This is a genomic window from Hymenobacter tibetensis, assembly GCF_022827545.1.
GTDB classification, from domain to species: Bacteria; Bacteroidota; Bacteroidia; order Cytophagales; family Hymenobacteraceae; genus Hymenobacter; species Hymenobacter tibetensis.
Map to the genome: position 1 here is coordinate 2,236,494 of NZ_CP094669.1, position 22,243 is coordinate 2,258,736.

A 22,243-nucleotide genomic window follows, 5' to 3' on the forward strand; every position below is an offset into this window, starting at 1 on the left:
TTCTTCCTCACCGGAGGAGCCAGGGGGTGAGGCCCCCGACAGAACATGCCTGAACAACAACTTCCCAATCAATCCCGCAAACGCCGTGACCTGCTTCGCTTTCTGGCGGTTGTTGGTGTATTGCTGCTCGTCAATTTCATTGGCCAGCAGTTTTTCTTTCGCTTGGATCTTACGCAGGAAAAGCGCTACACCATGTCGGGCGCTACCCGGCAACTGCTGACGGGTTTGAAGCAGCCTATTACCGTAACGGTGTACCTGGATGGGGACTTCCCGCCGGCATTTAGGCGCTTGCAGCAAGCAGTACGCGAGACGCTCAACGAGATGCAGGTGTACGGGGGCAGTAACCTGAAATATGTGTTCATCGACCCGTCGGCGGCCGGTACCGAGAAAGCCCGCAACGAGTACTATGCTTCCTTGTTTAAGAAAGGCTTGGCGCCAACCAACCTCGGTGCCAACGAAAACGGCAAGCGGGTCGAGAAAATCATTTTCCCGTGGGCCACGGTGTCGGCGGGGGGGAAGGAGCAGCAAGTGCTGCTGTTGCGCGGCAACCAAGCCGCCCCTTCTGATGTGCGCCTCAACCAGAGCATTGAGGGGCTGGAATACGAATTGGCCAGTGCCATCCGCAAGCTCAGCCCCGGTAAGCGCAAGCTGATTGGGGTGGTGGAAGGCCACGGCGAACTAAGCAACGCCGAAGCCGGCGACCTGATTGGCTCCTTGAGTCAGTACTACGATGTGTACCGCGTCGACCTAAGCAAAGTGCGCGACCTGCGGGCTCTCAGCGCCGTTATTGTAGCCAAGCCCGCTACGGCCTATTCCGAGCCCGAGAAGTTCAAGCTCGACCAGTTCATCACGCAAGGCGGCAACGCGCTATTCTTCGTGGATGCCATGCGCGTCAACCTCGATAGTGCCGCACGTACGGGCATGTTGTCTTTCCCACAGCCGCTCAACCTCGATGACCTATTGTTTAAATACGGAGTGCGCGTCAACCCCGACCTGATTCTGGACCTCAATTCCGGCGTGATTCCGCTCGTAACGGGGCAAGAAGGCAACAAACCGAAAGTGGAGCCTATGCCCTGGCAGTTCTACCCGCTAGTCAACAACTTCAGTACGCACCCCATCACCCGCAACCTCGATGCGGTGTACACCAAGTTTGTGAGCACCATTGATACGGTGAAAGCCACGGGCGTCCGCAAAACGCCGTTGTTCTTCACTTCGCGCTACTCTCGGGTGCTGCCCTCGCCGGTGCCCGTCAACCTGAACGACGCCCGCCTGCAACCCGACCGGAAGCTCTACAAAGACAAATTCAAACCGGTCGGCTATCTGCTCGAAGGCCAGTTCCGTTCGCTCTACGCCAACCGTGCCCAACCCGGCACCACGCAGTTTCAGCCCACCACCTCGCCTCAAGCCAAGCCTGCTAAAGTACTGGTTGTGTCCGACGGGGATCTTGTGCGCTCCGAACTAGACCCCAAAACCGGCCGTCCCTTCCGCCTTGGTTTCGACCGCCTTGCCAATACTGAATTCGCCAACCGCGAACTGGTGCTGAACGCCGTAGACTACATGCTCGACGAAACCGGCCTCATTAGCGTACGCGGCAAGCAAATCACCCTGCGCCCCCTCGACAAGCTGAAGGTCATTGAGCAGCGACGTAGCTGGCAACTGCTAAACCTAGTGGCGCCGCTGGTGCTGCTGGGTGTGTTCGGAGCCGTGCGTGCATGGCGCCGGAAGCGGCGGTACGCGGGGTTTTAGGCTGCTATATATTTATTTACAAGCCACTCACCGTGTTGGGAGAACTGCTAAGCGACCTACTAGGAGACGTAATTATCAATTCAATTAGTGATAGTTTCTTGGCGCTAATCGGGTTCGTCTATCTCTACGGACGTTATTGGCAGCCGCAAAAGGTGCGTGCTGTTCTGATGCAACAGCATGACAATCGACATGCAACTGCTGGAGCGGCCGTGACACATAATTTCATGCAAATGGTGGGAGTCGTGCTGTTACTTGCATTTTGGATATTCATTTTAGTGGTGGTTTCACGCCACGGCTGGAGTTGAAAGAATAATGTATATCGCAAATAGGCGCTCAAATAAAAAGCCCGTCAACTACAGCAAACCATTAGGTTTCCGTAGTTGACGGGCTTTTTTGCCCTAGTAGCTTACGCTACAGCGTCACGTTGCCAGTGAGGCGGATGTCGCGGGAGGAACCGCCGACGAGCACGCCGAACTTGCCGGGTTCCAGCACCCAAGCCTTCTTGGCTTCATCATAGTACTGGAAAGCGTTGGTGTCGAGAGTCAGGGTGACAGTCTTGGACTCGCCGGGCTTAAGGAATACCTTCTGGAAGCCTTTCAGCTCCTTCTCGGGGCGCTTTACGCTGGCCTGATCATCGTGCACATATACCTGCGCCACTTCGGCCCCAGCTACTTTGCCGGTGTTCGTGACGGTGAACTTCACGGTGGCGTTTTGCTGACCGGGTGTAACGGTAAGGTTGTCGTACTTGAACGTGGTATAGCTCAGGCCGTGGCCGAAGGCGAATTGCGGCGCCACTTTGTAGGTGTCGAAGTAGCGGTAGCCCACGAAGATGTCGTCTTTGTAGTGCTCCACCACAGCGTTGGGGTCGGAGGGGTTGTCGGTGGGGTAGTTACCGATTTTGTGAGCCGGCGAGTCGGCCAGCTTCACGGGGAAGGTCATGGGCAGCTTGCCCGAGGGGTTCACGGTGCCCAGCAATACTTTAGCAATGGCGTTGCCGCCTTCCATGCCGGGGTACCAGGCTTCCACAATGCCCTTGGCCTGCTTTTCCCACGCTGATACGTCAATCGGGCCGCCACCCATCAGCACCACTATGGTGTTGGGGTTGGCTTTCAGTACGGCCTGCACCAGCTCGTCCTGACCGAAAGGCATGTTCATGTCTGGCTTGTCGGGGCCTTCGGCGTCGTAGGCGTTGTCGTCCCAGATGGCGTAGTTGTACCCGTGTGTCCAGCCACCGACCACAATGGCTACATCGGCTTTCGAGGCAGCATCAACGGCCTGCTGAATCATGGCCGCGTCGGCTTTCTGATTGCGGGCTATTTTGTAGCCTTGCACATAATTCACGGTCACGCCGGTTCCTAGCTCGTTCTTGAGGCCTTGCAGAGGCGTAATTTCGTAGGGCGTTTTCACCTGCGAGCTGCCGCCGCCCATAGAGTTGGCGCGGTCGGCGTTTTGCCCGATGACGGCTACAGTTTTCAGGGATGCCTTCTTCAGGGGCAAGATGTTGCCTTCATTTTTCAGCAGAACAATGCCTTCTTCGGCCACTTTGAGGGCGGTAGCGGCGTGTTCTTTGGTGGCGTAAGCGCCTGGAGTGCGCTTGGCGCCCTCCATCATGTTGGTTTTGTACATCACGCGCAGAATGCGGCGCACTTTATCGTCAAGCAACTCCTCCTTCACCTTGCCGCTTTTCACTAGCGTCACTACGGTGTCGCCGAGGAAGAACTTAGGATATACGGTGCTCAGCTCCACTTTCGTGGCTGGGCCGCCTGCTGTCTGCGACACCGTTTGGTTCATCAGCAACAAGTCAGTGCCCATTTCCATGTCGGTGCCGTTGTTGATGGCTTCCATCGTACTGTGCACGGCGCCCCAGTCACTTATCACGAAACCTTTGAAGCCCCACTGATCCTTCAGAATCTTGTTCATCAGGTAGTCGTTGTGGGTGGCCCATTGCCCGCGGAACTTGTTGTAGGACCCCATAAGCGAATAAACGCCCGCTTCCTGCACAGCGGCCTTGAAGCCGGGTAGGTAGATTTCGTGCAGGGCCCGCTCACTCATGTCCACATCCACAGTGGTGCGCTTGGTTTCCTGGTTGTTGGCCGCGTAGTGCTTCACGCAAGCCGATACGCCCTGATCCTGCACGCCTTTGATGTAGCCCACCGCCATGCGCGACACCAGAAACGGGTCTTCGCTCTGGTACTCGAAGTTGCGCCCGTTGAGCGGAGTACGAATGATATTGATGCCAGGGCCAAGGATTACGTCTTTGCCCCGGAACTTAGCTTCGCTGCCCAATACTTGCCCGTAGGCGTAGCCCAACGCCGGGTTCCAGGTGGCGGCCAGCGTGTTGCCGGTGGGCAAATACGTGCCGGCGTCGTTCACTCCTTTGTCGAGAACCCAATCGCGGCCGTGTTCGGGGCGCACACCGTGGGGGCCGTCGGAGGAAGTGTATTCGGGAATGCCTAGCCGCTGCACACCGCCGGAAGTGAACGAAGAGCTACCATGAATCATGGCCACTTTCTCCTCTAGTGTCATCTTCTTGATGAGGGCATTGATTTTAGCGTCGTTGGTGGTGAGGGCAACTTGCTGGTTTTTGCTGGAAGCCGAGTTGGCTTGCGTAGCAGGTTTCTTGGGGGCACTACTTGATTTGCTTTGTGCCACGCTAGAGCCAACGGACAGGCAGCAGATAGTACTCCCGATAAGCAGGAAAAAATGAGGCGATTTAGATGGCATAGGGGACTGATTTGAACTGGTTTGTGGGAATTTATTACTGTTATTTCACGCACTGTTGCTAGGACACTGTTACTGCATACAACCTGTGCTTTAAACGCTGCGATGTGGTAAAGCTAAGGAAGAGCAGTGGGTGCAGCCAGTAAATACACAGGGTAAGTATAAAAATACTTCTAGTTGAGTACGTCGGATGCGAGCCGCGGAAAGTAGCCCAGCAGCTCTCAACAAGTGAAAGAGGTGTTCAGTTAGATAGGCGCCTAATCAGGTTGTATAACCAGCAAAAGGCAAGTAGTAAGACAGTTAGCGCGGTGAAAGTTGCGTCACAAGCCGCTGCTGCGGGTTTCTGCGGGGCGTTTTAGGCTGCGCAATAGACTGAATGCACACGAAAATCTCCTGTTTCTTAAGGCCAGTGGCTGGTTCGTACAGCGTGTTACTTTGCAGGTAGCTTGCTGGTGGCAGTTTCGTTACAACCCGTTGTGTTCCGAGCGGACCTTGTTTAGGTAGGGTTGCTTTGGAAAAGGAGACGAAAAAACAGACCCTATTACCTATCTTTGTCTCCCTGCCAAAATCACTCCCGAACCCAACCTTTCTATGAAGTTCATCGTCTCGTCTTCCGCCTTGCTCAAGCAACTTCAGAGCATTAATGGCGTGGTCACGAACAACCCTGTGGTGCCGATTTTGGAGAATTTTCTCTTCGAGATTGAGGAAGGAAAGCTAACAATTACGGCTTCCGACCTAGAAACCAGCATGATGACGGAGCTGCCCGTTGAGGCCCGCGAAGCTGGTCGCATTGCCGCCCCGGCCCGCATCCTGCTCGATACGCTGAAAAATCTGCCCGATCAGCCGGTTACGTTCACGTTGGACGAAGAAACATACACCATCGAAATTGCGAGCAGCAACGGCCGCTACAAGCTAGCCGGTGAAAATGCCACCGACTTCCCGCGGGTACCCGTAGTAAAGGGCTCCACGCCAATCGAAATTCCGTCGTCGTCGCTGGCTCGGGCTATCAACAAAACCATCTTCGCTGTCAGCACCGACGAGCTGCGGCCAGCCATGACGGGTATCCTGGTACAGCTAGCCGACAACCAAGTAACGTTTGTCGCCACCGACGGCCACCGGCTGTTGCGCTACCGCCGCTCCGACGTGGGTGCCGGCCAAACGGCCAACCTCATTATCCCGCGCAAAGCGTTCAACTTGCTGAAAGGCGCGTTGCCCTCCGAGGCTACGCCCGTAAAAGTGGAATTCAATAACTCCAACGCTTTCTTCAGCTTCAACCAGATGCGGCTGGTGTGCCGCTTAATCGACGAGCGGTACCCGGATTATGAGAACGTAATTCCAGTGAGCAACCCGAATAAGCTGATTATCAGCCGGCAGGAAATCCTGAATTCGGTGAAGCGGATCAGCATCTACTCCAACAAAACCACGCACCAAGTGCGGCTGCGTCTCGCCGGTTCCGAACTGACCGTTTCGGCCGAAGATCTGGACTTCAGCAACGAAGCCAACGAGAAACTTCCCTGCCAGTATGATGGAGAAGATATGGAAATCGGCTTCAACGCCAAGTTCCTGCAGGAGATGCTGTCCAACATTGATTCCGAGGAAATTACGTTGGAGCTAAGCACTCCCAACCGGGCCGGTTTGCTGATGCCAACCCTCGCCGACGACAATGAAAGCATCCTGATGTTGGTAATGCCAGTGATGCTCAATAACTATGTTTAACACCTGATTTGATCGTCAAGTAAATGGTTGGTCGTTCGTGCGGCCGACCATTTTTCTTGTGTATCACTTCCGCTTTTTTCGTTTGAACAGTCGAAACACATAACCAATCGGCTGTTCGATCATTCAATACCTCAACCATGAAAAAATCCGAAATCCGCTTCAGCATTGCTCTCGACGACCAAAAAGTGCCGGAGGCCATCAGCTGGACGGCCACCGATGCTGGCCCTGATATTCATTTTGCCAAAGCCATCAACATTGCGCTCTGGGACCGTGACGAGCGTGGTACCATGAAAATTGACCTCTGGACCAAAGAGATGCCCGTAGACGAAATGAAGCGTTTCTACGTGGACACCATGGGCGCTATGGCCGAAAGCATCATCACCGCCACCAACGACTCGGTGATGGCAACCAAAATGCGCAACCTGTGCAAAGAACTCATGGACCACATCGACCAAGAGGAAAGCAAGCAGCAGTAGCCTCTGCCCTAATTCCATAGAAAAGCCCCGCCAGCAATGCGCTGGTGGGGCTTTTCTATAGAGTATGCCGTATGATTGGTTTAGCGGGTTTGCTTAGCAGGGGCCGTGCGGCTTGGGGCAATGACAGCACCGCTAGAAGCAGGTGATGGATTTTGCACCGACTTCACGAAGTTGGCATTCGCGTTGGCAGAGCTTGATGCGTAATCCCGGTCGTACTTGCGGAACGTGGAGCGCGAATCATAATAGTTGCTGTACTGGTCGTTGGAGAGAACAGCTTGCAGCTCTTTGTCGCGCTCTTTGCACACAACATCGCACTGCTGCGTGATAAGCTGCGGGTTGCCCGCGTGGCGTTGCTCGATGGCCGCCATCTTAGCTACTTTGTCTTCGTTGATGGCGCGCAAGCGGGAGGCTTGGTACCCATTCAAGCGTAGGTCCCGAGCCATTTGGTCGGAAAGTCGCTTGGCGCGCTCCTGCACCGAGCTCAGGCGGGGCGACGACTGCGTTTTGTCTGGAGGAGCGAGGGAGGGCTTCTGCTGGGCCTGAATGCTACATGTAGCTGCAAGCAGCAAGGAGGCGGTGGCAAGTTGCTTTCTCATCAGTCAGAATATCGGTGAGTAGTCGAAAATAAAGAATACCAGCCACTTCGATAGAAAGTAGGAGGGGCTGGATGTCTTATGTTTCAACGAAAAACTATGCCAATGAGTTTAGCGTGTTGCCGATAAATGCAAATACAAAGTGCCGCGTTAGATGGCTATGAAGCGCAACAGCTGCCTTCACGTTACTGCACAGACGCTTAGAAGGTGTTTTTCCACATCATGGATTCCACGGGCTTGTCTGTGCGGTCGTTGTACTTGGCGTTGGCTTTGCGGTTGTAGAAGGTTTCTACATCACCTTGCACCGTGAAGTAGATCAACTGGCCAACCGGCATGCCGTGATACACGCGCACAGGCATCGAGACGCTGATTTCCAACGTCCAATGGTTGCAGAAACCAATATCGCCTTTACCGGCAGTGGCGTGAATATCAATGCCGAGGCGGCCGACGCTGCTTTTGCCTTCCAGGAAAGGGACGTGGGCGTGGCTCTCGGTGTACTCTTCGGTGACGCCTAAGTACAATACGCCGGGTTGCAGCACGAAGCCCTCGGCTGGAATCTCGAAATTCTCTATTTCGTTGTGCTTGCGGGCGTCCAGAACGGCGTCGCGGTAGGTGGCTAAGTAGCGGCCCAGGTGCACATCATAGGAGTTGGTACCGAGGCAGCTGCGGTCGTAGGGCTCGATGATGATGTTGCCCCGCTCAATTTCGGCGAGAATCTGCTGGTCGGTAAGAATCATGGGTATATTCGGGGTGATGAATGCGTAAGGGAGAGGGGGTGAAGGCTTGGCAGTGAAAAGGCAAGACTATAGGAAGGCGGGATAGATTACCGAGTCTTAATTGTCTTCCTCGTCGTCGTAGCGGTCTTCTGGAAGGGCATTGCTACGAGGGCGAGCCGCCGCACCACGTTGGCGGTCCAGCTCATCGGTGAGCGTATCGAGGCGGTTGCGCAGATCGGGCAGCAAGCTGGTAATCAGGAAGAGCAGGAGCAACGTGGAGGCGCCCGACAGCATGAGGGTCAGATAGTCCAACCAATCGTGCCGCGCTGGCTGGTCGAGTGAGCGAGACACGGGTTCCGACGAAAGGCTGGTATCAGTTTGAGGTTCGGTTTCTTCGGGGGCGGCCGTAGTGGCGGAGGCAATGGGCGCGTCTACGTCGGCGGGCGGTACAGCGGCGCCATCGGCAGCCAACTCTTCGGGAGCGGCATCTTCGGAGGCATTAAACTGCGCGGCGCTTTGCTGAATAAACCGCTCCAATCCGCGAATCAATGACACTCGCTCGTCGCGCGGCAAGACCCGAATAAAGAACTCGAAATTCTTGTCTACCAAGATGCTGCGCAGCTGCTTCTCGAACTCGGCCAAATCGGTGCGGCCCCGACCGAAGCGGTTCTTGTAGCGCTCCGAAACGCCATTGTAATTCTGAAACAGCTTTTCGAGGTCGGCACGGCCAGCAAAATCGGTGAATTCCTTGCGTGCTTTGGCAGTGCGCAGCGACACCGGAAACTTGCGCCGCGTAAACGACTTGTCGTACACGGTTTCCATCGTGCGGAAGTTCAACTCGTCTACGGCGCGGTCGAAGAGACGCTTATTGGCCGCCGCGGGCGACTGAGCTTGCGTCTGGAGTGCCCAGGGCGTAGCAAGCCATAAAACCAGGAAGACCGGCAACAAAAGGCGAAAGCGAGGCATAGTGCAGGAAAGTATAGCTGCAAATGTAACCTCTGTTTACCCCGGAATCTATTCAAAATTCAGATTTGCAGGTATTCCTTTGCCAACTATGTTCGCCTTCGATGTTGACTGGTGCTTACGAAAACAACGAATCCTATATCAAGTCGTAGTACGCCTACTAGGCGGCATACTGTTCCGGTTGGGGGCTAGCTGCTTCGCCCAAATCTTGTACGAGAGCGAGCTTGTAGCGCATTGTGCACCCAGGCTTGGTTTTCGGTAGGACATAAGAAAAGCCGAATCTACAGGTTCGGCTTTTCTTGGTGCTTAACACGTTATGCTAATTCTTACCCGACTATATACACTCTGCTACAGACCGTGGGCTTCGCGCATAGCTTCACGGCAAGCCGTCAGATACACTTCCACAAGTTCATCGGTGATGGCCGTGCTAACAAACAAGGCCTCATACTGCGCCGGAGCCAAGTAGATGCCGCGGTGCAGCATGGCGCGGAAGTAGCGGCCAAATGCTTCGGTATCAGAATGCTTGGCATCAGCTAGATTATGCACGGGCTTGTCGGTGAAGAACACACTGAACATCGAGCCTACCTGGTTGACCGTATAGTTTAGGCCCAGTTCGGCGGCAATTTGACGCGTGCCATCGGCGAGGCGGGTGGTAATGCGGTTTAGCTCGTCGTATAGCTCGGGGTGCTCTTGCAGATATGTGAGCTGCGCAATGCCCGCAGCCGTGGCAATTGGGTTGCCGGAGAGCGTGCCGGCTTGGTACACCTTGCCAGCAGGAGCCACGTTGTCCATGATATCCTGGCGGCCACCGTAGGCTCCTACGGGCATACCACCACCAATGATTTTGCCGAGCGTGGTCATATCCGGCGTAATGCCATACAGCTCTTGCGCGCCGCCACGAGCCAGCCGGAAGCCCGTCATCACCTCGTCGAAAATTAACACGATGCCGTGCTGGGTGCACAAGTCGCGTAGGCCTTGCAGGTAGCCTTCCTGTGGCGCTACCAGGCCCATGTTGCCTACTACCGGCTCCAGAATCAGAGCGGCCACTTGGCCCTCGTTCACTTCAATGATGTGCTGCACCGCAGGCAGGTCATTGTAAGGAACGGTTAGCGTGTCCTGCGCTACGCCTTCAGTAACGCCCGGTGAGTCGGGGGTGCCGAGGGTGAGGGCGCCAGAGCCGGCCGCAATCAGAAATGAGTCGCCGTGGCCGTGGTAGCAACCCTCGAACTTGATGATTTTGTTGCGGCCTGTGTAGCCCCGAGCCACCCGAATAGCCGACATAGTAGCTTCCGTACCGGAGTTTACTAGCCGCACTTTTTCAATGCTGGGCACCATCTGTTTGATAAGCTCCGCCATTTCCACCTCACGGCGGGTAGGGGCTCCAAACGAAAGCGACGCTGGAATAGCGGCCTGCACGGCATCAAGCACGATGTCCGGCGCATGGCCCAGAATCATGGGCCCCCAGGAGTTGATGAAGTCCAGGTACTGGTTGCCATCCACGTCGGTCAGCCACGCTCCTTTAGCCGACTGCATGAATACCGGATGGCCGCCCACTGCGCGGAATGCCCGCACCGGCGAGTTGACACCACCCGGAATATGATTTTTGGCCCGCTCAAAAAGCGCTGCACTGGTTGGCAGCGCAAGTTCGGGGGCGGTGGTAGGAGAGGAGAGTTGCATAAGACGAAAGCAAAAAGTAGCGCGAGCTTTTCAAAAACGTCGCGTGTCGTTGAACGAGAGTCGTGGTAGGAATTTAGCTGCAAAGCCAGAAGCATTGCACCCTTCTATAACCTACCGAATGCCTACTGGGTTCAGCAATTCCAGCTCTAGGCGCTCCAATTTAATGAGCGGTACATACTGGTTGTCGTGGGCGCCGCCGGGGTAGCCGATGCCCTGGAACACAGCGCCTGACACTGGCCCTGCATTGGTAAGTTGCTGCTGGAAAGCAGGCCCATTGAGGTGCAACTGCGAGCCGAAGTAATAGAGCAGCTCGAACCCCGTGAAAGCAAACACGGAAGGTGGCAGCCCCTGCCGCTGCAAGTACAGCTGCCGAAAACGTTGCACTCCAAAGCTATTTCGGTCGAGGTACTTAGGATGTACAAAATACACGTCGCGGGCATCCAACTGACCCAGACTGATTCGGTTGTTGTCGAGCCAGGAAGCGTAGGTGAACAACGGCAAGCGGGCTCCCTGACTTTGCATCACGCCGAGCGTATACGGTCCGGCCTTACGAGCATCGGACGCTACAACCAAATGCCCTATGCTTTTCAAGTCAATGCCTGCAAAGCCAGCATTCAAGGACTCTTCCACGTCGGAGTTGATGCGCCGTAGCTGCACCACTCGGCCGCCCAAAGCTTCATAGGCTTGCTTGTACGCTACACCAAAAGCGGCTTCGTCCTTGGTGTCTTCGTGCAGTACCACTGCCGTGCGGGCGCCTCCCAATCGGGTGTACGCGAACTGTGCAGCTTGCTGGGCCTGCGTGGTCATGCTCGGAGCAAACAGGTAGTGCCAAGGATTATCCAGCACCAAGTCGCCGTCCTGGGAAAGAGGATTAACGCAGATGATTTGCTTTTGCTGCGCATAGCGGGCCAGGATCTTGCTGCCGGATTTATATACCGGGCCAATGATGAGGTCCATGCCGGCTAGCTCTGGCAGCGCCAGCACCTGCTTCAACTGGAGCGTATCGGCGCCGGTATCGTAGGCAAACAGCTGGACGGGGTGGCCTTCTCGTTGCAACGAATCCTGGGCGAGGCGTAACCCGGCGTACAGCTCCGTTACAAACTGGTTTTTGCGGCGGGTTTCCCAACTCGTATCATCAAACTCGAAGGGAAGCAGCACACCAATAGTATAGATGCTTTTTTTGACGGCGTTTGGCCGGGGCGTGTAGCGGCTACGGTCCAGCGCAAATTGCGCGATGAGCTGGTCGAGCTGCCCTTTGTCGGCGTCGGTGTACCAGCCGCCATTAGCCAGCTTGTTGGCGTACGCCCGGCCTAGCGCTGCTTCTTGCGGATAGGCTTTCAGCAAACTTTGAAACGCTGCCTTGTCTCGAATCCGAGGCAAGTACACGGCCTTCATGTTTTCCCGTTCCTGCACCAGCTTGTCGATGGGCAGCTCAGCTAGCACCCGCAAGCCGTTTTCAAAGTCGTTCTGCTCGAACGAGACTTGGCCTTGCAGAAACAAGGCTTCGTGCAGGTTAGGCCACTGGGGGTATTCTGTCCGCAGCAGATTCAGCATTTGCTCGGCTTCGCTCCATTTTTTGGCGCGGCTAGCAGCCACTGAATACAAGTAGGCGGCTTCAGCAGCTTGTTTGAACTTGTTGCCGGGGGCGGCCAACGGCTCTAGCTCCGTCATGGCCAGATCGTAGCGTTGCTGGCTGATGAGGGTCTTGCCGTTTTTGTAGCGGATGTTCAGGTCCGTCGACCCCAGGTTGGCGGGCAGGGGTGGTCCGGTAGGGCGGGGCGCAACGGTAGGGCCCGCTGCTGGTTTGGCCGCCGTAGTGGCGGGCTTCGAGGTAGTGGCTGCCGGTTTGGAGGGTGTAGTACTGGCTGCAGCTTTAGGCGCTGGGGTGGTTGTACTTGGTTTGACCGCGGGAGTGGTGGGTTTGCCAGAAGTAGAGGTAGACGCTGGCTTGCTAGCCGGCGGGCGGGTAGCAGCTGGCCGTGGCGTGGTTTGCTGGGCTTGGTTGGGCAGCGCTAGCGCCAAACAGCACCCTAGCGCAGCCATGCGCACGAAATAAAAAAACGGCATAAACCGGAAAGCCAATAAGTGAGGCGAGAAGAAAGTGAAGCTGCCATGCCGCAGCTTGCTGCCCAAATGTACGAAGGAAGCACGGGCAAGGTATACAAGAGAGGTGCAGGCTTCTGTGTGTGATAGTAATACTATTATAGAAGCAAAGACTACAGTACTCTCAACTTGTCTGGCTCTTGGGTACTGCTGCCAGCAGTAGGAAAGGAAATACGTTGTATAGAAATACTCAGCTTATTGATTTTAACGCCGAATTAAGCTCGATTTAACCTTTTTTTAAGCTGTGGCAAGTGGCGTGGCTTTACCTTTGTCGTATAGAAAAGACAGATAAACCCTTTCCGCTTCCTATAATATGGGAAGTGGTTGGTTTGTAGCTGTAATAGTAAAGCTATTACAAAAGATGTAGATGCTTTCATGTTCGTATGGAAACTCCCCCACAAGCAAGCACCCAACTGCGGATAGAATTAAACGAACGGCTCTATCTGCGCGACCCACAAGACACCGATTTGGGACGTAGGCTAATGGCCGAGAGTGTAAAGCTGATAGACGAAATAGGCTTCGAGCAATTTACTTTCAAGAAGCTGGCCCAGCGGATGGAGTCCACGGAGGCATCGTTGTACCGCTATTTCGAGAACAAGCACCGGCTGTTGGTGTATCTGGTGTCGTGGTATTGGGCGTGGCTGGGCTTCCAAATGCGTTTTCACACGCACAATGTGCCTAGCCCCACCGAGCGGCTGCGCCTGATGTTGCGCATTCTTACGAACAGCCACCACGCGGAGTCGGCTACCACCCACATTGATGGCGCGGCCCTCTACCGCATTGTGGTGAGCGAGGCCTCAAAGGCGTACCTCACCAAGGAAGTGGATGAAGACAACCGAGCCGGGTTGTTTCGGGAGTACAAGCGGCTGGCCGCCAGAATGGCCGTGGTGGTAAGTGAAATCAACCCTACGTATCCGTACCCGCATACCTTGGTTAGCACCCTGTTGGAAGCAGCACGCAAGCAACTCTTTTTCGCGCAGCACCTGCCTTCGCTCACCGACTCGTTGGCCCAGAAACCGGCCGAGGAAACGGTGTATGTCTTTCTGGAAAATCTGGTTTTCAAAGTCCTAGCCTAAGCTACCTGCTGCTGGCTGATGCCGCAGCGCGTCGGTCTTTCTCTTACCTGCACCCTTGCAATACGGGCTGTTAGTGCCTGCTTGTGCCCATTGCTACTGCCAGTCAGCAAGCAGCCAAGAACAGCCCGTTATCCATTCCCTTGAAACTTCCAAACTATGGCTGAACCTTCTCTTTCTGCTCTTACGCCCGTGCAGCGCCTGTTTCGCTTGCTCGGTTCCGAACGGCGCGACATCACCTACCTCTACGTATATGCTGCGCTTACCGGGCTTATTAGCTTGTCGTTGCCGCTGGGCGTGCAATCGGTTATTGGCTTTGTAAGCAGCGGCGATGTTAGCACGTCCCTGGTGGTCCTCATCGTGTTTATTGTGGTGGGCACGTTGCTGGTAGGCGGCTTGCAAGTGATGCAGGTATACTTGGTGGAATTCATCCAGCAACGGCTGTTTGCCCGTGTCAGCTTTGATTTTGCGGTCCGCCTGCCGCGGGTGCGCACCGAGTCGTTGGATGGACAGTACCTACCCGAACTGATGAACCGCCTGCTCGACACGCCTACGCTGCAAAAGGGGCTGTCGACGCTGTTGATTGAGTTTTCGGCGGCAGCAGTACAGCTGCTATTCGGGTTGCTGCTGCTCTCGTTCTACCACCCCATTTTCATTGCTTTTGGCTTGTTGCTGCTGGCCTTGTTGGCTCTCATGATTCGCGTGACGGGTCCTAAGGGCTTGAGCACCAGCCTTACAGAATCGAAGTACAAGTACCGGGTGGTGGCGTGGCTAGAGGATGTAGCCCGCACCGTGCACACGTTTCGGCACCCGCCCCGCCAGCAACTCGCCCTGGAGCGCACCGACAACCTAGTGGAAGGCTACCTAAAGGCTCGCAAAAGCCACTTCAGCGTGTTGCTGACGCAGTATTGGGGTTTCGTGGCGTTCAAAACGCTGGTTACGGCCGCGCTGCTCATCATCGGCTGCTGGCTGCTCATCAGCCGTCAGCTTAATATCGGGCAGTTTGTGGCTTCCGAAATCGTCATCATCCTCACTATTTCGGCCATCGAAAAGGTGCTGCTCAAGCTTGATGTGGTGTACGACGCGCTAACCTCGCTCGACAAAATCGGGCACGTACTCGACTTGCCGGTTATAGAAAGCCATACGGGGGCGCAGTTGCCACTTACACCAGCCTCCCAAGGTCTGGAGGTGGAAATACGGCACTTGGCTTATCACTACCCCGGCGCTACTCGCTCGGCCGTGCAAGACGTGTCGTTGGCGCTGACGCCGGGCGAGCACCTAGGCTTGGCGGGCTTTGATGGCTCCGGCAAAACCACTTTACTGCGCATCCTGGCTGGCTTGCTGCAAGGCTATACGGGAGTGGTTGTTTACGACGTCCTGGCCTTGCAAGACATTGCCTCCGAGGCTCTGGGTCAGTATGTCGGCGACAATATTTCGCATCAAAACCTATTTGAAGGCACGCTGCTGGAAAACTTAACGCTAGGCCAGGCCAGCGTAACGCCCGAAGACGTGGCTTGGGCCTTGGAGCTGGTGGGGTTGCGCAATGATGTGTACGGCCGGCCACTTGGGCTGAATACGCCCCTAGGCATCGGCTCACCATTTGCCGATAGTGCCCGCCAGAAACTCCTGCTAGCCCGGGCGCTGGTGCGCCGTCCGCGCTTGCTGCTGCTCGACCACTTTTTGCCTGGAGTGGAGCCCGCCGAACGGCTACGCATTCTGGGCCGTGTGCTGGCGCCCGGCCACGGCTGGACTGTGCTGCTTGCCTCCAACGATGCCCGTGTGCTGGCGTTCTGCCCACGCCTAGTGGTTCTGCGTGACGGCCGCGTAGTGGCCGACGGTCCTTATCAAGAGCTTAGCCGCCAAAGCCAGGTGCAAGAGCTGTTGGCCTAACCCGCAAGCACCACCTGCCAAGACAGTTTTCGGCCTGCTTTTCCTATTCACTGCTTTCTAGCTTCCCTTTTACCTCTCATTCCGATGCCTTTCGCTGAAAATCCGCTCCATGAAACCGACCCCAAGGGGTCGCATTTCCGGGCGTTCCGGTACGTGCAAACGCCGCGTGCCGGCCGTGCACTGGCCCGGTGGGCCTCAGGCCTGGGGCTGCTGGTGCTGGTAGCCGGCTTTATGCCCTGGACGCAAAACATCCGTTCCACTGGTACGCTCACCACGCTTCGTCCGCAAGACCGGCCCCAGATTGTGCCCAGCACCATAGGCGGGCGCATCGACCGATGGCAAGTGCGGGAAGGCCAACGAGTACGCAAAGGTGACACGCTGATGGTCATCACCGAGATTAAAGACAAGTACTTCGACCCGCAGCTGCTGGCCCGCACCAGCGAACAACTGGAAGCCAAGGTGGCCTCATTGCGCGAGAACCGGGCTAAGGGGCAGGCGTTGAGCAGCCAGCAAGCGGCCCTGCGCGCTGGCCTACGGGTAAGCCTCGACAAAGCCCGCAACAAGGTGACCCAAACTCAGCTAAAAGTGAATTCCGATGAAGCAGAACTGCGCGCCGCCAACAACGACTTCGATATTGCGCGTCAGCAGCTAGAGCGCCAGGAGCTGCTTTACAAGCAAGGCCTGAAGTCACTGACCGAGCTGGAACAGCGGCGGTTGAAGTTTCAGGAAAGCACAGCCAAGCGCCAAGCAGTGGAAAACAAGCTGGGGGCTAGCCGCCAGGAGCTAGTAAACGCGCAGCTGGAACTAGCCTCCCTCGCCGCTGAGTACCAAGACAAATTAGCCAAATCGGAATCCGACCGGCGATCCGTGACTTCCTACCAGTTTGATACGGAAGGGCAGATTGCCAAGATGCGCAACGAACTGTCCAACCTACAGATTCGCTCGGGCTTCTACCACATCCAGGCCCCGCAAGACGGCTACGTAGTACGGGCCCTTAAAACCGGCCTTGGTGATATTGTGAAAGAAGGTGAGCCCGTGGTAACGGTGATGCCCGACGCGCCCCAACTGGCCGCCGAACTATACGTGCGGCCCATGGACATTCCGCTGCTGAGCGTAGGCCGCCGCGTTCGTTTACAATTCGATGGGTGGCCCGCCTTGGTATTCAGCGGGTGGCCCGGCACCAGCTTCGGGACGTTTGGCGGGGTGGTGGCCGTCATCGACAACATCGACTCGCAGGGCCAGTACCGGGTGCTCGTCACGCCCGACCCCGCCCAGGAGCCGTGGCCCAAGCCGCTGCGGGTTGGGTCGGGGGTGTACGGCTGGGCCCTGCTCGACGATGTGCCGATCTGGTACGAGCTGTGGCGGCAACTCAATGGCTTCCCGCCGAACTTCGTTGGGAAGCCCGCCGCCACGTACGCCGGCAAAGCCGCCAAGAAAGCAGATAAAACCGAGGCTGATCCTGGGGAGGAGGAAACGAAATGAACTGGCGGTCTATTCGATGGATAGGAGCACTGGCGGCGACTTTTGGCTTGCTTGCGCCAGCCGCAGTGGCCCAAACCACCACTTCAGCAGCTGGCAACGGGCCGCTACAAGCGGCGCGCCCGGTGGCGTTGCCCGATACAAGCAGGGTGTTTCGGCTGGCTGATTTGCTGACGTACGTGACCTTGCGCCACCCCGTAGCCCGGCAGGCAGGGCTGCTGCCCGAGCGCGCCCGCCAGGAAGTGCGCTTTGCCCGTGGGCTGTTCGACCCGGCGGCCACCAGCAAGTACTACGGCAAGACGTTCGGGGGCAAAGAATATTTCCACGACTGGGACACTCAACTGCGCGTGCCGCTGTGGTTTGGGGCTGATGTAAAGGCCGGTTTCGAGCGGGGAGTGGGCAACTACATCAACCCCGAGAACGGTACCCCGTTGTCTGGGCTGAGTTACGTAGGACTGTCCGTGCCCTTGGCGCAGGGCATGCTCCTCGACGAACGCCGCGCCGCCGTGCGCCAAGCGCAGGCCCTGCAGCGGCTAGCTGAAGCCGAACGGCGCGGCGCCCTCAACAAGCTGATTCTGCAAGCTGCCAAAGACTATTGGGACTGGAGCCTGCACTACCAGCGGCTGGAGTTGCTGCGCCTCAACACAGAACTAGCGGAGGTGCGTTTTCGGGCCGTCCGCCAACGTGTGCAACTCGGCGACTTAGCGGCCATCGACTCCGTAGAGGCTCTAACCGAATTGCAAAACCGGCAGGCTACGCTGGTGCAAGCCCGCGTGGCGTGGCGCAATGCCACCTTGCTGCTCAGCAATTACCTCTGGGACGAGCAACAGCAACCCCGCGAATTGCCTCCCACCGTACGGCCCCAGGCACTACCTGCGTCGGCTGGCTGGCAGCCCTTGCCGCCCGACTCGGTGGCTGCTCTCGCCGAACTCGCCCAGCAGATTCATCCGGAACTGCAGAAAAGCCGGGCCAAACTCAGCCAACTGGGTATAGAGCGACGCCTGTTAGCCAACAAGCTGCTGCCCAAAATCAGCCTCGATTATAATATACTGCAAGCCGGCCAGCCCTTCAACCCCGAAGCCGGTGCCCGCCTGAGTGGTAGCTACCTGGAAAACAACTACAAGCTAGGTGTGAGCTTCGCTTATCCTTTGCTGTTGCGGCAAGAGCGGGCCAAGCTGCAACTCAACCGCCTCAAGCTTCAGGAAACCGAGCTAGACCTTCAACAAGACGCCCGCGAAATTCAGGCCGGCGTGCGCACTGTCGCCAACGACTGGGAAGCTCTACGCGAGCAACTCCGCTTGCAGGAACAAATGGTGCAGAATGCGGAGCGGTTGCGCAACGGCGAACAAGTACGGTTCGAGAACGGGGAAAGCTCGGTGTTTCTGCTCAACTCGCGGGAAGCCACGCTGGTGAGTGCCCGCGTGAAATTGGCCGAACTGCAAGCCAAGTATGCCCAAACACAAGCCACCCTGCGCTGGGCCGCTGGCGGGGTGGAGTAAGACCTACATTCGGAGCGGTGCTAGCCTTAACCTGCGCTGCAACGGAACATAATCGTTCTGCGTTGTTTGTAAGGAAAAGGATTTCTTACCATAACGTTAGGGACATATGCAGATGCCCGGCCTAAAACGCAGACCACGAATCTACAGCGACGATACGCCGCGTGACCCCGGCAAGTGGGGCTGGTACATTATGATTGTTATCGTGCTGCTGTGGTTTGCGTATTCCTGGTTTTTCAAAAAGTAAACGGGTCGCGGTTTCTCGCTAGTGGGTTGTAACTTTCAAGGCTGCGCACTTTTTCTGCTGCCCGACTCGTTGCTACCCGCTGACGACACACCGTTGCTTGCATTTATGCCGCTTTCACCTACTTCACTTGAGTTGCCTCAGATCCGGCAACGGCTGAATCTGATCCTGCTGCTAGGCGCTTCCCTTGCGCTGAGCGTACTGCTGATTTCCTTTCGAGTGTTTTTCACGCAGCAGCTTACGTTCGTGTTCCTGCTCTGGAACCTGTTCCTGGCCTTCATTCCATTCGGGCTGAGCACCATGCTGGGCCTATCGGCGGGCCGTTTAAAAGCGCGGGTGCTGTTGCCGGTCGGGCTTGTGTGGCTGCTCTTTTTTCCGAATGCGCCCTATATTCTTACCGACCTCTTTCACTTAGAGCGGCGTGCCGGCGTACCGTATTGGTACGACCTAGCTCTCATCCTGAGCTGCGCCTGGAACGGTCTCATGTTGGCTTACGCCTCTCTCACCGACATGCAAGCCCTCGTAACCCGGCGGCTTGGGTGGTGGGCTGGCTGGGGCTTTGCCACCGTAGCGCTGCTGCTCAGCTCGTTTGGTATCTATTTGGGGCGCTACCTGCGCTTCAACTCCTGGGACGTTGTCACGAACCCACTTACCTTATTTTTCGACATCGTAAGCCGCTTGTTGCATCCTTTCTCGCACCTTGGCACGTGGGGCGTAACGCTGCTATATGGCGTGTTTCTAGTGCTGGGTTACGCCACTGTCCGGCTGCTTGGCCGGATAGGAGAGGAGCAGCTATAGGTTGCAGCTGACTCGATTGTATGGCCTTCCTGTTTTGCTACTCTCACAGGTAGCAAAACAGGAAGGCCATTTCCTGTTAATAGGAGACGCAAACAGCTGGCTACGTCGTGGCATGAAGCGAGAAATCATGGCAGCATTTAGTGTGGTGGTGTTACTGTGGTTGATAATTTGAATTATTAACAGAAGTTGTTGCCTGGTATAGTAATGATAGCTGTTAGATTTTTGCTGTAATCATTGAGACTTTGTAAGATTTAGTTTAGTTCATTGCCAAATACAGCATTTTTACTCCTAAGATTTAGAAGTATATTTTTTTACAAATAGATGCACAAGCTGCATAAAATAAGATTATCTTGCTATACTGTCGAGTCAGCGTAGTGCGGCTTATTTGTTATTTACTGTCAGCTTCCATGTTTCCTTCCCCGATTGCGCATGCTATGCGGCTTTGGCAAGATATGCTGGGCCAAGAACACGAAACCCCTCGTTCTTTCCTGTGGGAGAATGTAGAAGATATGGAGCCTGACGAGGCTGGAGCCATTGAGTGGCGAAACCAGCAAATCAAAACCCGTATCTACTTTAAAGGCGACAGAGTGATTTGCGTACTGGGCGACTACGACTATTGGCGGCGTCAGTGGCTGGCATTTGCCAAATGGCACCAAGTGGCGCTCAAGCAAGTCAGTTCCAACTAAATTGAACTTCAGAACACTAGCCTAGCAACTGCCCTTTGCTGGTTGCCACACTAACTGCGTTGCAGTAAAGGCAACCTAGTAAAGCGTATTGCTGATTTCAGCAACGAGCCAAAGATGTGACGTGTCATGTTTTTGGCTCGTTTTCGTTCGCGCAACGGCCAAGGGGTGCCTGCTCTCGGGTGATAGGGTATGGAGGCGGGCCAACTGGCTATGGCGGCCTATGAATAAAAAATGGCTGCTTGCCCCGTAAAGTGAGTGTAGCTAAGCGAAGGAAGTTCAGGTTTTAGGCCTTTGCCGTACCTTGCTTACCTCATGATGCACCTCCAGACTGATTTCTCCGATACCCCTGCCATGACTTGGGAGAGGCTCCTAAGCCGCCGCCGCTACCCCGAGCAGCCACAGTTGCACGTTGTAACGGATGCGCCTCCCGTGCGCGGCGCCTTCGTAGCCGACTATGATCGGGTGGTGTTCAGCTCGGCGTTTCGGCGTATGCAGCGCAAAACTCAGGTGATGCCGTTGCCAGAAACCGACTTCGTGCATACTCGCCTCACCCACTCACTGGAAACGGCTTGTGTGGGCCGCTCGTTGGGTCGCCTTGGGGGCCGGCTGCTACTGGAAGAAACCGAAGGGCTGGCCCGTACCATGCCTCACCTCGATTCCGACTTCGGCGACATTGTGGCGGCGGCCTGCTTGGCGCACGACATTGGTAATCCGCCCTTTGGGCATTCCGGCGAAGATGCCATTTCCACCTACTTTCGTAGTTCTGCCGCCGAACCCTTTGTGCGGGTGCTCAACGCCGCCCAACGCGCCGATTTGCAGCGGTTTGAAGGCAACGCTGCCGGGTTTAGGGTGCTTACGCATACGTACGCCGCCCACAGCAGCGGCTCGGCCGGGTTAGGCCTAACGTATGCTACGCTAGGCGCATTCACCAAGTATCCCCGGCCTTCCGTGTTCGAGGAAGAAGCCAGCACCCGCGGCACCAGCGAAAAAAGACACGGCTACTTCCAAACGGAGGCGGTGCGCTTTCAGGAAATAGCACAAGAGCTAGGCTTATTGCCCAAGCCTCCTGGGTCCGCACTGGGCTTCTACCACCGGCATCCGCTGGCGTTTCTGGTAGAAGCTGCCGATGACATCTGTTACCGCATCATCGATTTCGAAGATGGCCTCAAACTAGGTCTGATTCCTTGCGAGGTAGGCCTGCGGCTGCTGCGCGAAACCCTCGGCGACGCGCCCAACCGGCGCGGTTCCGTAGAATGGCGCGACTGGCGCGAAGAGTTGGGCTACCTGCGGGCCCGGCTTATCAACCGCCTGGTACAGCAAACCGCTCGGCTCTTCGCGGACCGTTCTACCGCCTTCCTCCACGGCCGCGCCGATGAACCCCTGGTGCAGCAACTCGATTGTTGGGAGCAACTCCAGCACATGAACGCGCTAACGGTGGAACACCTCTACCATAGCCGCCCGGTGCTGGAAATTGAAGCCGCCGGCTTTGAGGTGATGGCCGGACTGCTCGATGCTTTTTTGCATGCCACCTTCGATCCGCACGCGGGGCCCCGTTCTCGTAAGCTGCAACAACTCTTGCCTGAGCAGTTTCGGGCTAGCGGCCCCCAGGAAGACGTATCAGCCTACGAGCAAATCATCCTACTCACCGACTACATCGGGGGCCTCACCGACCAGAACGCGCTCAGTCTGTTCCGTACTATTCGGGGTATCGAACTGCCCAAAGTGTTTTGACCACTAGAAAGCACCCAGCAACGTATGCAATGAGTTCTCGCTGACTAGCCTTGCCCGAACTTGCTGGCACTTAGCTACAAAAAAGAAGCCCCTGCCGGTTAGCGCGGCAGGGGCTTCTTCTTGTCAAACAGGTGC

Annotated in this window: 18 protein-coding genes; 12 read left to right on the plus strand and 6 right to left on the minus strand. The window is 56.2% G+C overall.

Annotation, left to right across the window (positions count from 1 at the left end; translation table 11 throughout):
• Positions 1-45 precede the first annotated feature (45 nt).
• Both gldG and MTX78_RS08870 read left to right on the plus strand, forming a co-directional pair.
• Positions 46-1,746: a gliding motility-associated ABC transporter substrate-binding protein GldG gene (gene gldG, locus MTX78_RS08865; RefSeq protein WP_243801829.1), complete on the plus strand. Its 1,701-nt coding sequence runs from the start codon at positions 46-48 to the stop codon at positions 1,744-1,746.
• Entirely contained in the window at positions 1,713-2,051 is a 339-nt protein-coding gene (locus tag MTX78_RS08870) for a hypothetical protein (protein WP_243801831.1), read from the plus strand. Before gldG ends, MTX78_RS08870 begins: the two co-directional genes overlap by 34 nt.
• A gap of 106 nt (positions 2,052-2,157) precedes the next feature.
• Here the strand turns inward: MTX78_RS08870 and MTX78_RS08875 are convergent, their stop codons facing one another.
• Positions 2,158-4,470: a glycoside hydrolase family 3 C-terminal domain-containing protein gene (locus MTX78_RS08875; protein ID WP_243801833.1), complete on the minus strand. Its 2,313-nt coding sequence runs from the start codon at positions 4,468-4,470 to the stop codon at positions 2,158-2,160.
• Positions 4,471-5,058: 588 nt separating this feature from the next.
• Here MTX78_RS08875 and dnaN point away from each other — a divergent pair.
• Both dnaN and gldC read left to right on the plus strand, forming a co-directional pair.
• Positions 5,059-6,183, plus strand: coding sequence for a DNA polymerase III subunit beta (gene dnaN, locus MTX78_RS08880; RefSeq protein WP_022823582.1), 1,125 nt, complete (start codon positions 5,059-5,061; stop codon positions 6,181-6,183).
• A 137-nt stretch (positions 6,184-6,320) separates the two neighbouring features.
• Positions 6,321-6,659 (plus strand): gliding motility protein GldC, encoded by a 339-nt coding sequence (gldC, locus tag MTX78_RS08885; RefSeq protein ID WP_243801835.1) that lies wholly within the window; start codon positions 6,321-6,323, stop codon positions 6,657-6,659.
• A gap of 80 nt (positions 6,660-6,739) precedes the next feature.
• Here the strand turns inward: gldC and MTX78_RS08890 are convergent, their stop codons facing one another.
• The 5 genes from MTX78_RS08890 to MTX78_RS08910 all read right to left on the minus strand — a co-directional run bounded on the left by MTX78_RS08890 (position 6,740) and on the right by MTX78_RS08910 (position 12,741).
• Positions 6,740-7,255 carry a hypothetical protein gene (locus MTX78_RS08890; RefSeq protein ID WP_243801837.1) on the minus strand — a complete coding sequence of 172 codons (516 nt, stop codon included), beginning with the start codon at positions 7,253-7,255 and terminating at the stop codon, positions 6,740-6,742.
• A gap of 197 nt (positions 7,256-7,452) precedes the next feature.
• The gene (dcd, locus tag MTX78_RS08895) at positions 7,453-7,989 is read right to left on the minus strand and encodes a dCTP deaminase (RefSeq protein ID WP_243801839.1); all 537 of its coding nucleotides are present in this window, start codon (positions 7,987-7,989) and stop codon (positions 7,453-7,455) included.
• Positions 7,990-8,085: 96 nt separating this feature from the next.
• Positions 8,086-8,934 carry a hypothetical protein gene (locus MTX78_RS08900; RefSeq protein ID WP_243801841.1) on the minus strand — a complete coding sequence of 283 codons (849 nt, stop codon included), beginning with the start codon at positions 8,932-8,934 and terminating at the stop codon, positions 8,086-8,088.
• 345 nt (positions 8,935-9,279) lie between these two features.
• Positions 9,280-10,608 (minus strand): glutamate-1-semialdehyde 2,1-aminomutase, encoded by a 1,329-nt coding sequence (gene hemL, locus MTX78_RS08905; protein ID WP_243801842.1) that lies wholly within the window; start codon positions 10,606-10,608, stop codon positions 9,280-9,282.
• A gap of 111 nt (positions 10,609-10,719) precedes the next feature.
• The gene (locus MTX78_RS08910; RefSeq protein WP_243801844.1) at positions 10,720-12,741 is read right to left on the minus strand and encodes an ABC transporter substrate-binding protein; all 2,022 of its coding nucleotides are present in this window, start codon (positions 12,739-12,741) and stop codon (positions 10,720-10,722) included.
• 353 nt (positions 12,742-13,094) lie between these two features.
• Here MTX78_RS08910 and MTX78_RS08915 point away from each other — a divergent pair, with 353 nt between their 5' ends.
• The 8 genes from MTX78_RS08915 (at position 13,095) to dgt (ending at position 22,108) form a co-directional block, all read left to right on the plus strand.
• The gene (locus MTX78_RS08915) at positions 13,095-13,787 is read left to right on the plus strand and encodes a TetR/AcrR family transcriptional regulator (RefSeq protein ID WP_243801846.1); all 693 of its coding nucleotides are present in this window, start codon (positions 13,095-13,097) and stop codon (positions 13,785-13,787) included.
• 156 nt (positions 13,788-13,943) lie between these two features.
• Positions 13,944-15,674 (plus strand): peptidase domain-containing ABC transporter, encoded by a 1,731-nt coding sequence (locus MTX78_RS08920; protein ID WP_243801848.1) that lies wholly within the window; start codon positions 13,944-13,946, stop codon positions 15,672-15,674.
• A gap of 84 nt (positions 15,675-15,758) precedes the next feature.
• Positions 15,759-17,156, plus strand: a complete 1,398-nt coding sequence (locus MTX78_RS08925) for an HlyD family secretion protein (protein ID WP_243801850.1) — start codon at positions 15,759-15,761, stop codon at positions 17,154-17,156.
• On the plus strand, positions 17,153-18,652 hold the full coding sequence (locus MTX78_RS08930) for a TolC family protein (protein ID WP_243801851.1): 1,500 nt from the start codon (positions 17,153-17,155) through the stop codon (positions 18,650-18,652). The genes MTX78_RS08925 and MTX78_RS08930 overlap by 4 nt, the downstream gene beginning before the upstream one ends.
• Positions 18,653-18,764: 112 nt before the next feature.
• Positions 18,765-18,896 carry a hypothetical protein gene (locus MTX78_RS25255; protein WP_262924449.1) on the plus strand — a complete coding sequence of 44 codons (132 nt, stop codon included), beginning with the start codon at positions 18,765-18,767 and terminating at the stop codon, positions 18,894-18,896.
• A gap of 105 nt (positions 18,897-19,001) precedes the next feature.
• Positions 19,002-19,691 carry a DUF1361 domain-containing protein gene (locus MTX78_RS08935; protein ID WP_243801853.1) on the plus strand — a complete coding sequence of 230 codons (690 nt, stop codon included), beginning with the start codon at positions 19,002-19,004 and terminating at the stop codon, positions 19,689-19,691.
• A gap of 407 nt (positions 19,692-20,098) precedes the next feature.
• Positions 20,099-20,377, plus strand: coding sequence for a hypothetical protein (locus tag MTX78_RS08940; protein ID WP_243801855.1), 279 nt, complete (start codon positions 20,099-20,101; stop codon positions 20,375-20,377).
• 312 nt (positions 20,378-20,689) lie between these two features.
• A complete protein-coding gene (gene dgt / locus MTX78_RS08945) occupies positions 20,690-22,108 on the plus strand; it encodes a dGTP triphosphohydrolase (protein ID WP_243801856.1) in 1,419 nt (472 codons plus the stop codon).
• The last annotated feature ends 135 nt before the right edge of the window (positions 22,109-22,243 follow it).

Bases quoted from the DNA above. Each gene is read 5' to 3' on its own strand.
- MTX78_RS08930 (WP_243801851.1), top strand. From the start codon at position 17,153: ATGAACTGGCGGTCTATTCGATGGATAGGAGCACTGGCGGCGACTTTT.
- MTX78_RS08920 (WP_243801848.1), top strand. From the start codon at position 13,944: ATGGCTGAACCTTCTCTTTCTGCTCTTACGCCCGTGCAGCGCCTGTTT.
- MTX78_RS08925 (WP_243801850.1), top strand. From the start codon at position 15,759: ATGCCTTTCGCTGAAAATCCGCTCCATGAAACCGACCCCAAGGGGTCG.
- MTX78_RS08940 (WP_243801855.1), top strand. From the start codon at position 20,099: ATGTTTCCTTCCCCGATTGCGCATGCTATGCGGCTTTGGCAAGATATG.
- MTX78_RS08935 (WP_243801853.1), top strand. From the start codon at position 19,002: ATGCCGCTTTCACCTACTTCACTTGAGTTGCCTCAGATCCGGCAACGG.
- gldG (WP_243801829.1), top strand. From the start codon at position 46: ATGCCTGAACAACAACTTCCCAATCAATCCCGCAAACGCCGTGACCTG.
- MTX78_RS08875 (WP_243801833.1), bottom strand. From the start codon at position 4,470: ATGCCATCTAAATCGCCTCATTTTTTCCTGCTTATCGGGAGTACTATC.
- MTX78_RS08900 (WP_243801841.1), bottom strand. From the start codon at position 8,934: ATGCCTCGCTTTCGCCTTTTGTTGCCGGTCTTCCTGGTTTTATGGCTT.
- MTX78_RS08915 (WP_243801846.1), top strand. From the start codon at position 13,095: ATGGAAACTCCCCCACAAGCAAGCACCCAACTGCGGATAGAATTAAAC.
- dgt (WP_243801856.1), top strand. From the start codon at position 20,690: ATGATGCACCTCCAGACTGATTTCTCCGATACCCCTGCCATGACTTGG.
- MTX78_RS08870 (WP_243801831.1), top strand. From the start codon at position 1,713: ATGGCGCCGGAAGCGGCGGTACGCGGGGTTTTAGGCTGCTATATATTT.
- gldC (WP_243801835.1), top strand. From the start codon at position 6,321: ATGAAAAAATCCGAAATCCGCTTCAGCATTGCTCTCGACGACCAAAAA.
- dnaN (WP_022823582.1), top strand. From the start codon at position 5,059: ATGAAGTTCATCGTCTCGTCTTCCGCCTTGCTCAAGCAACTTCAGAGC.
- hemL (WP_243801842.1), bottom strand. From the start codon at position 10,608: ATGCAACTCTCCTCTCCTACCACCGCCCCCGAACTTGCGCTGCCAACC.
- dcd (WP_243801839.1), bottom strand. From the start codon at position 7,989: ATGATTCTTACCGACCAGCAGATTCTCGCCGAAATTGAGCGGGGCAAC.
- MTX78_RS25255 (WP_262924449.1), top strand. From the start codon at position 18,765: ATGCCCGGCCTAAAACGCAGACCACGAATCTACAGCGACGATACGCCG.
- MTX78_RS08890 (WP_243801837.1), bottom strand. From the start codon at position 7,255: ATGAGAAAGCAACTTGCCACCGCCTCCTTGCTGCTTGCAGCTACATGT.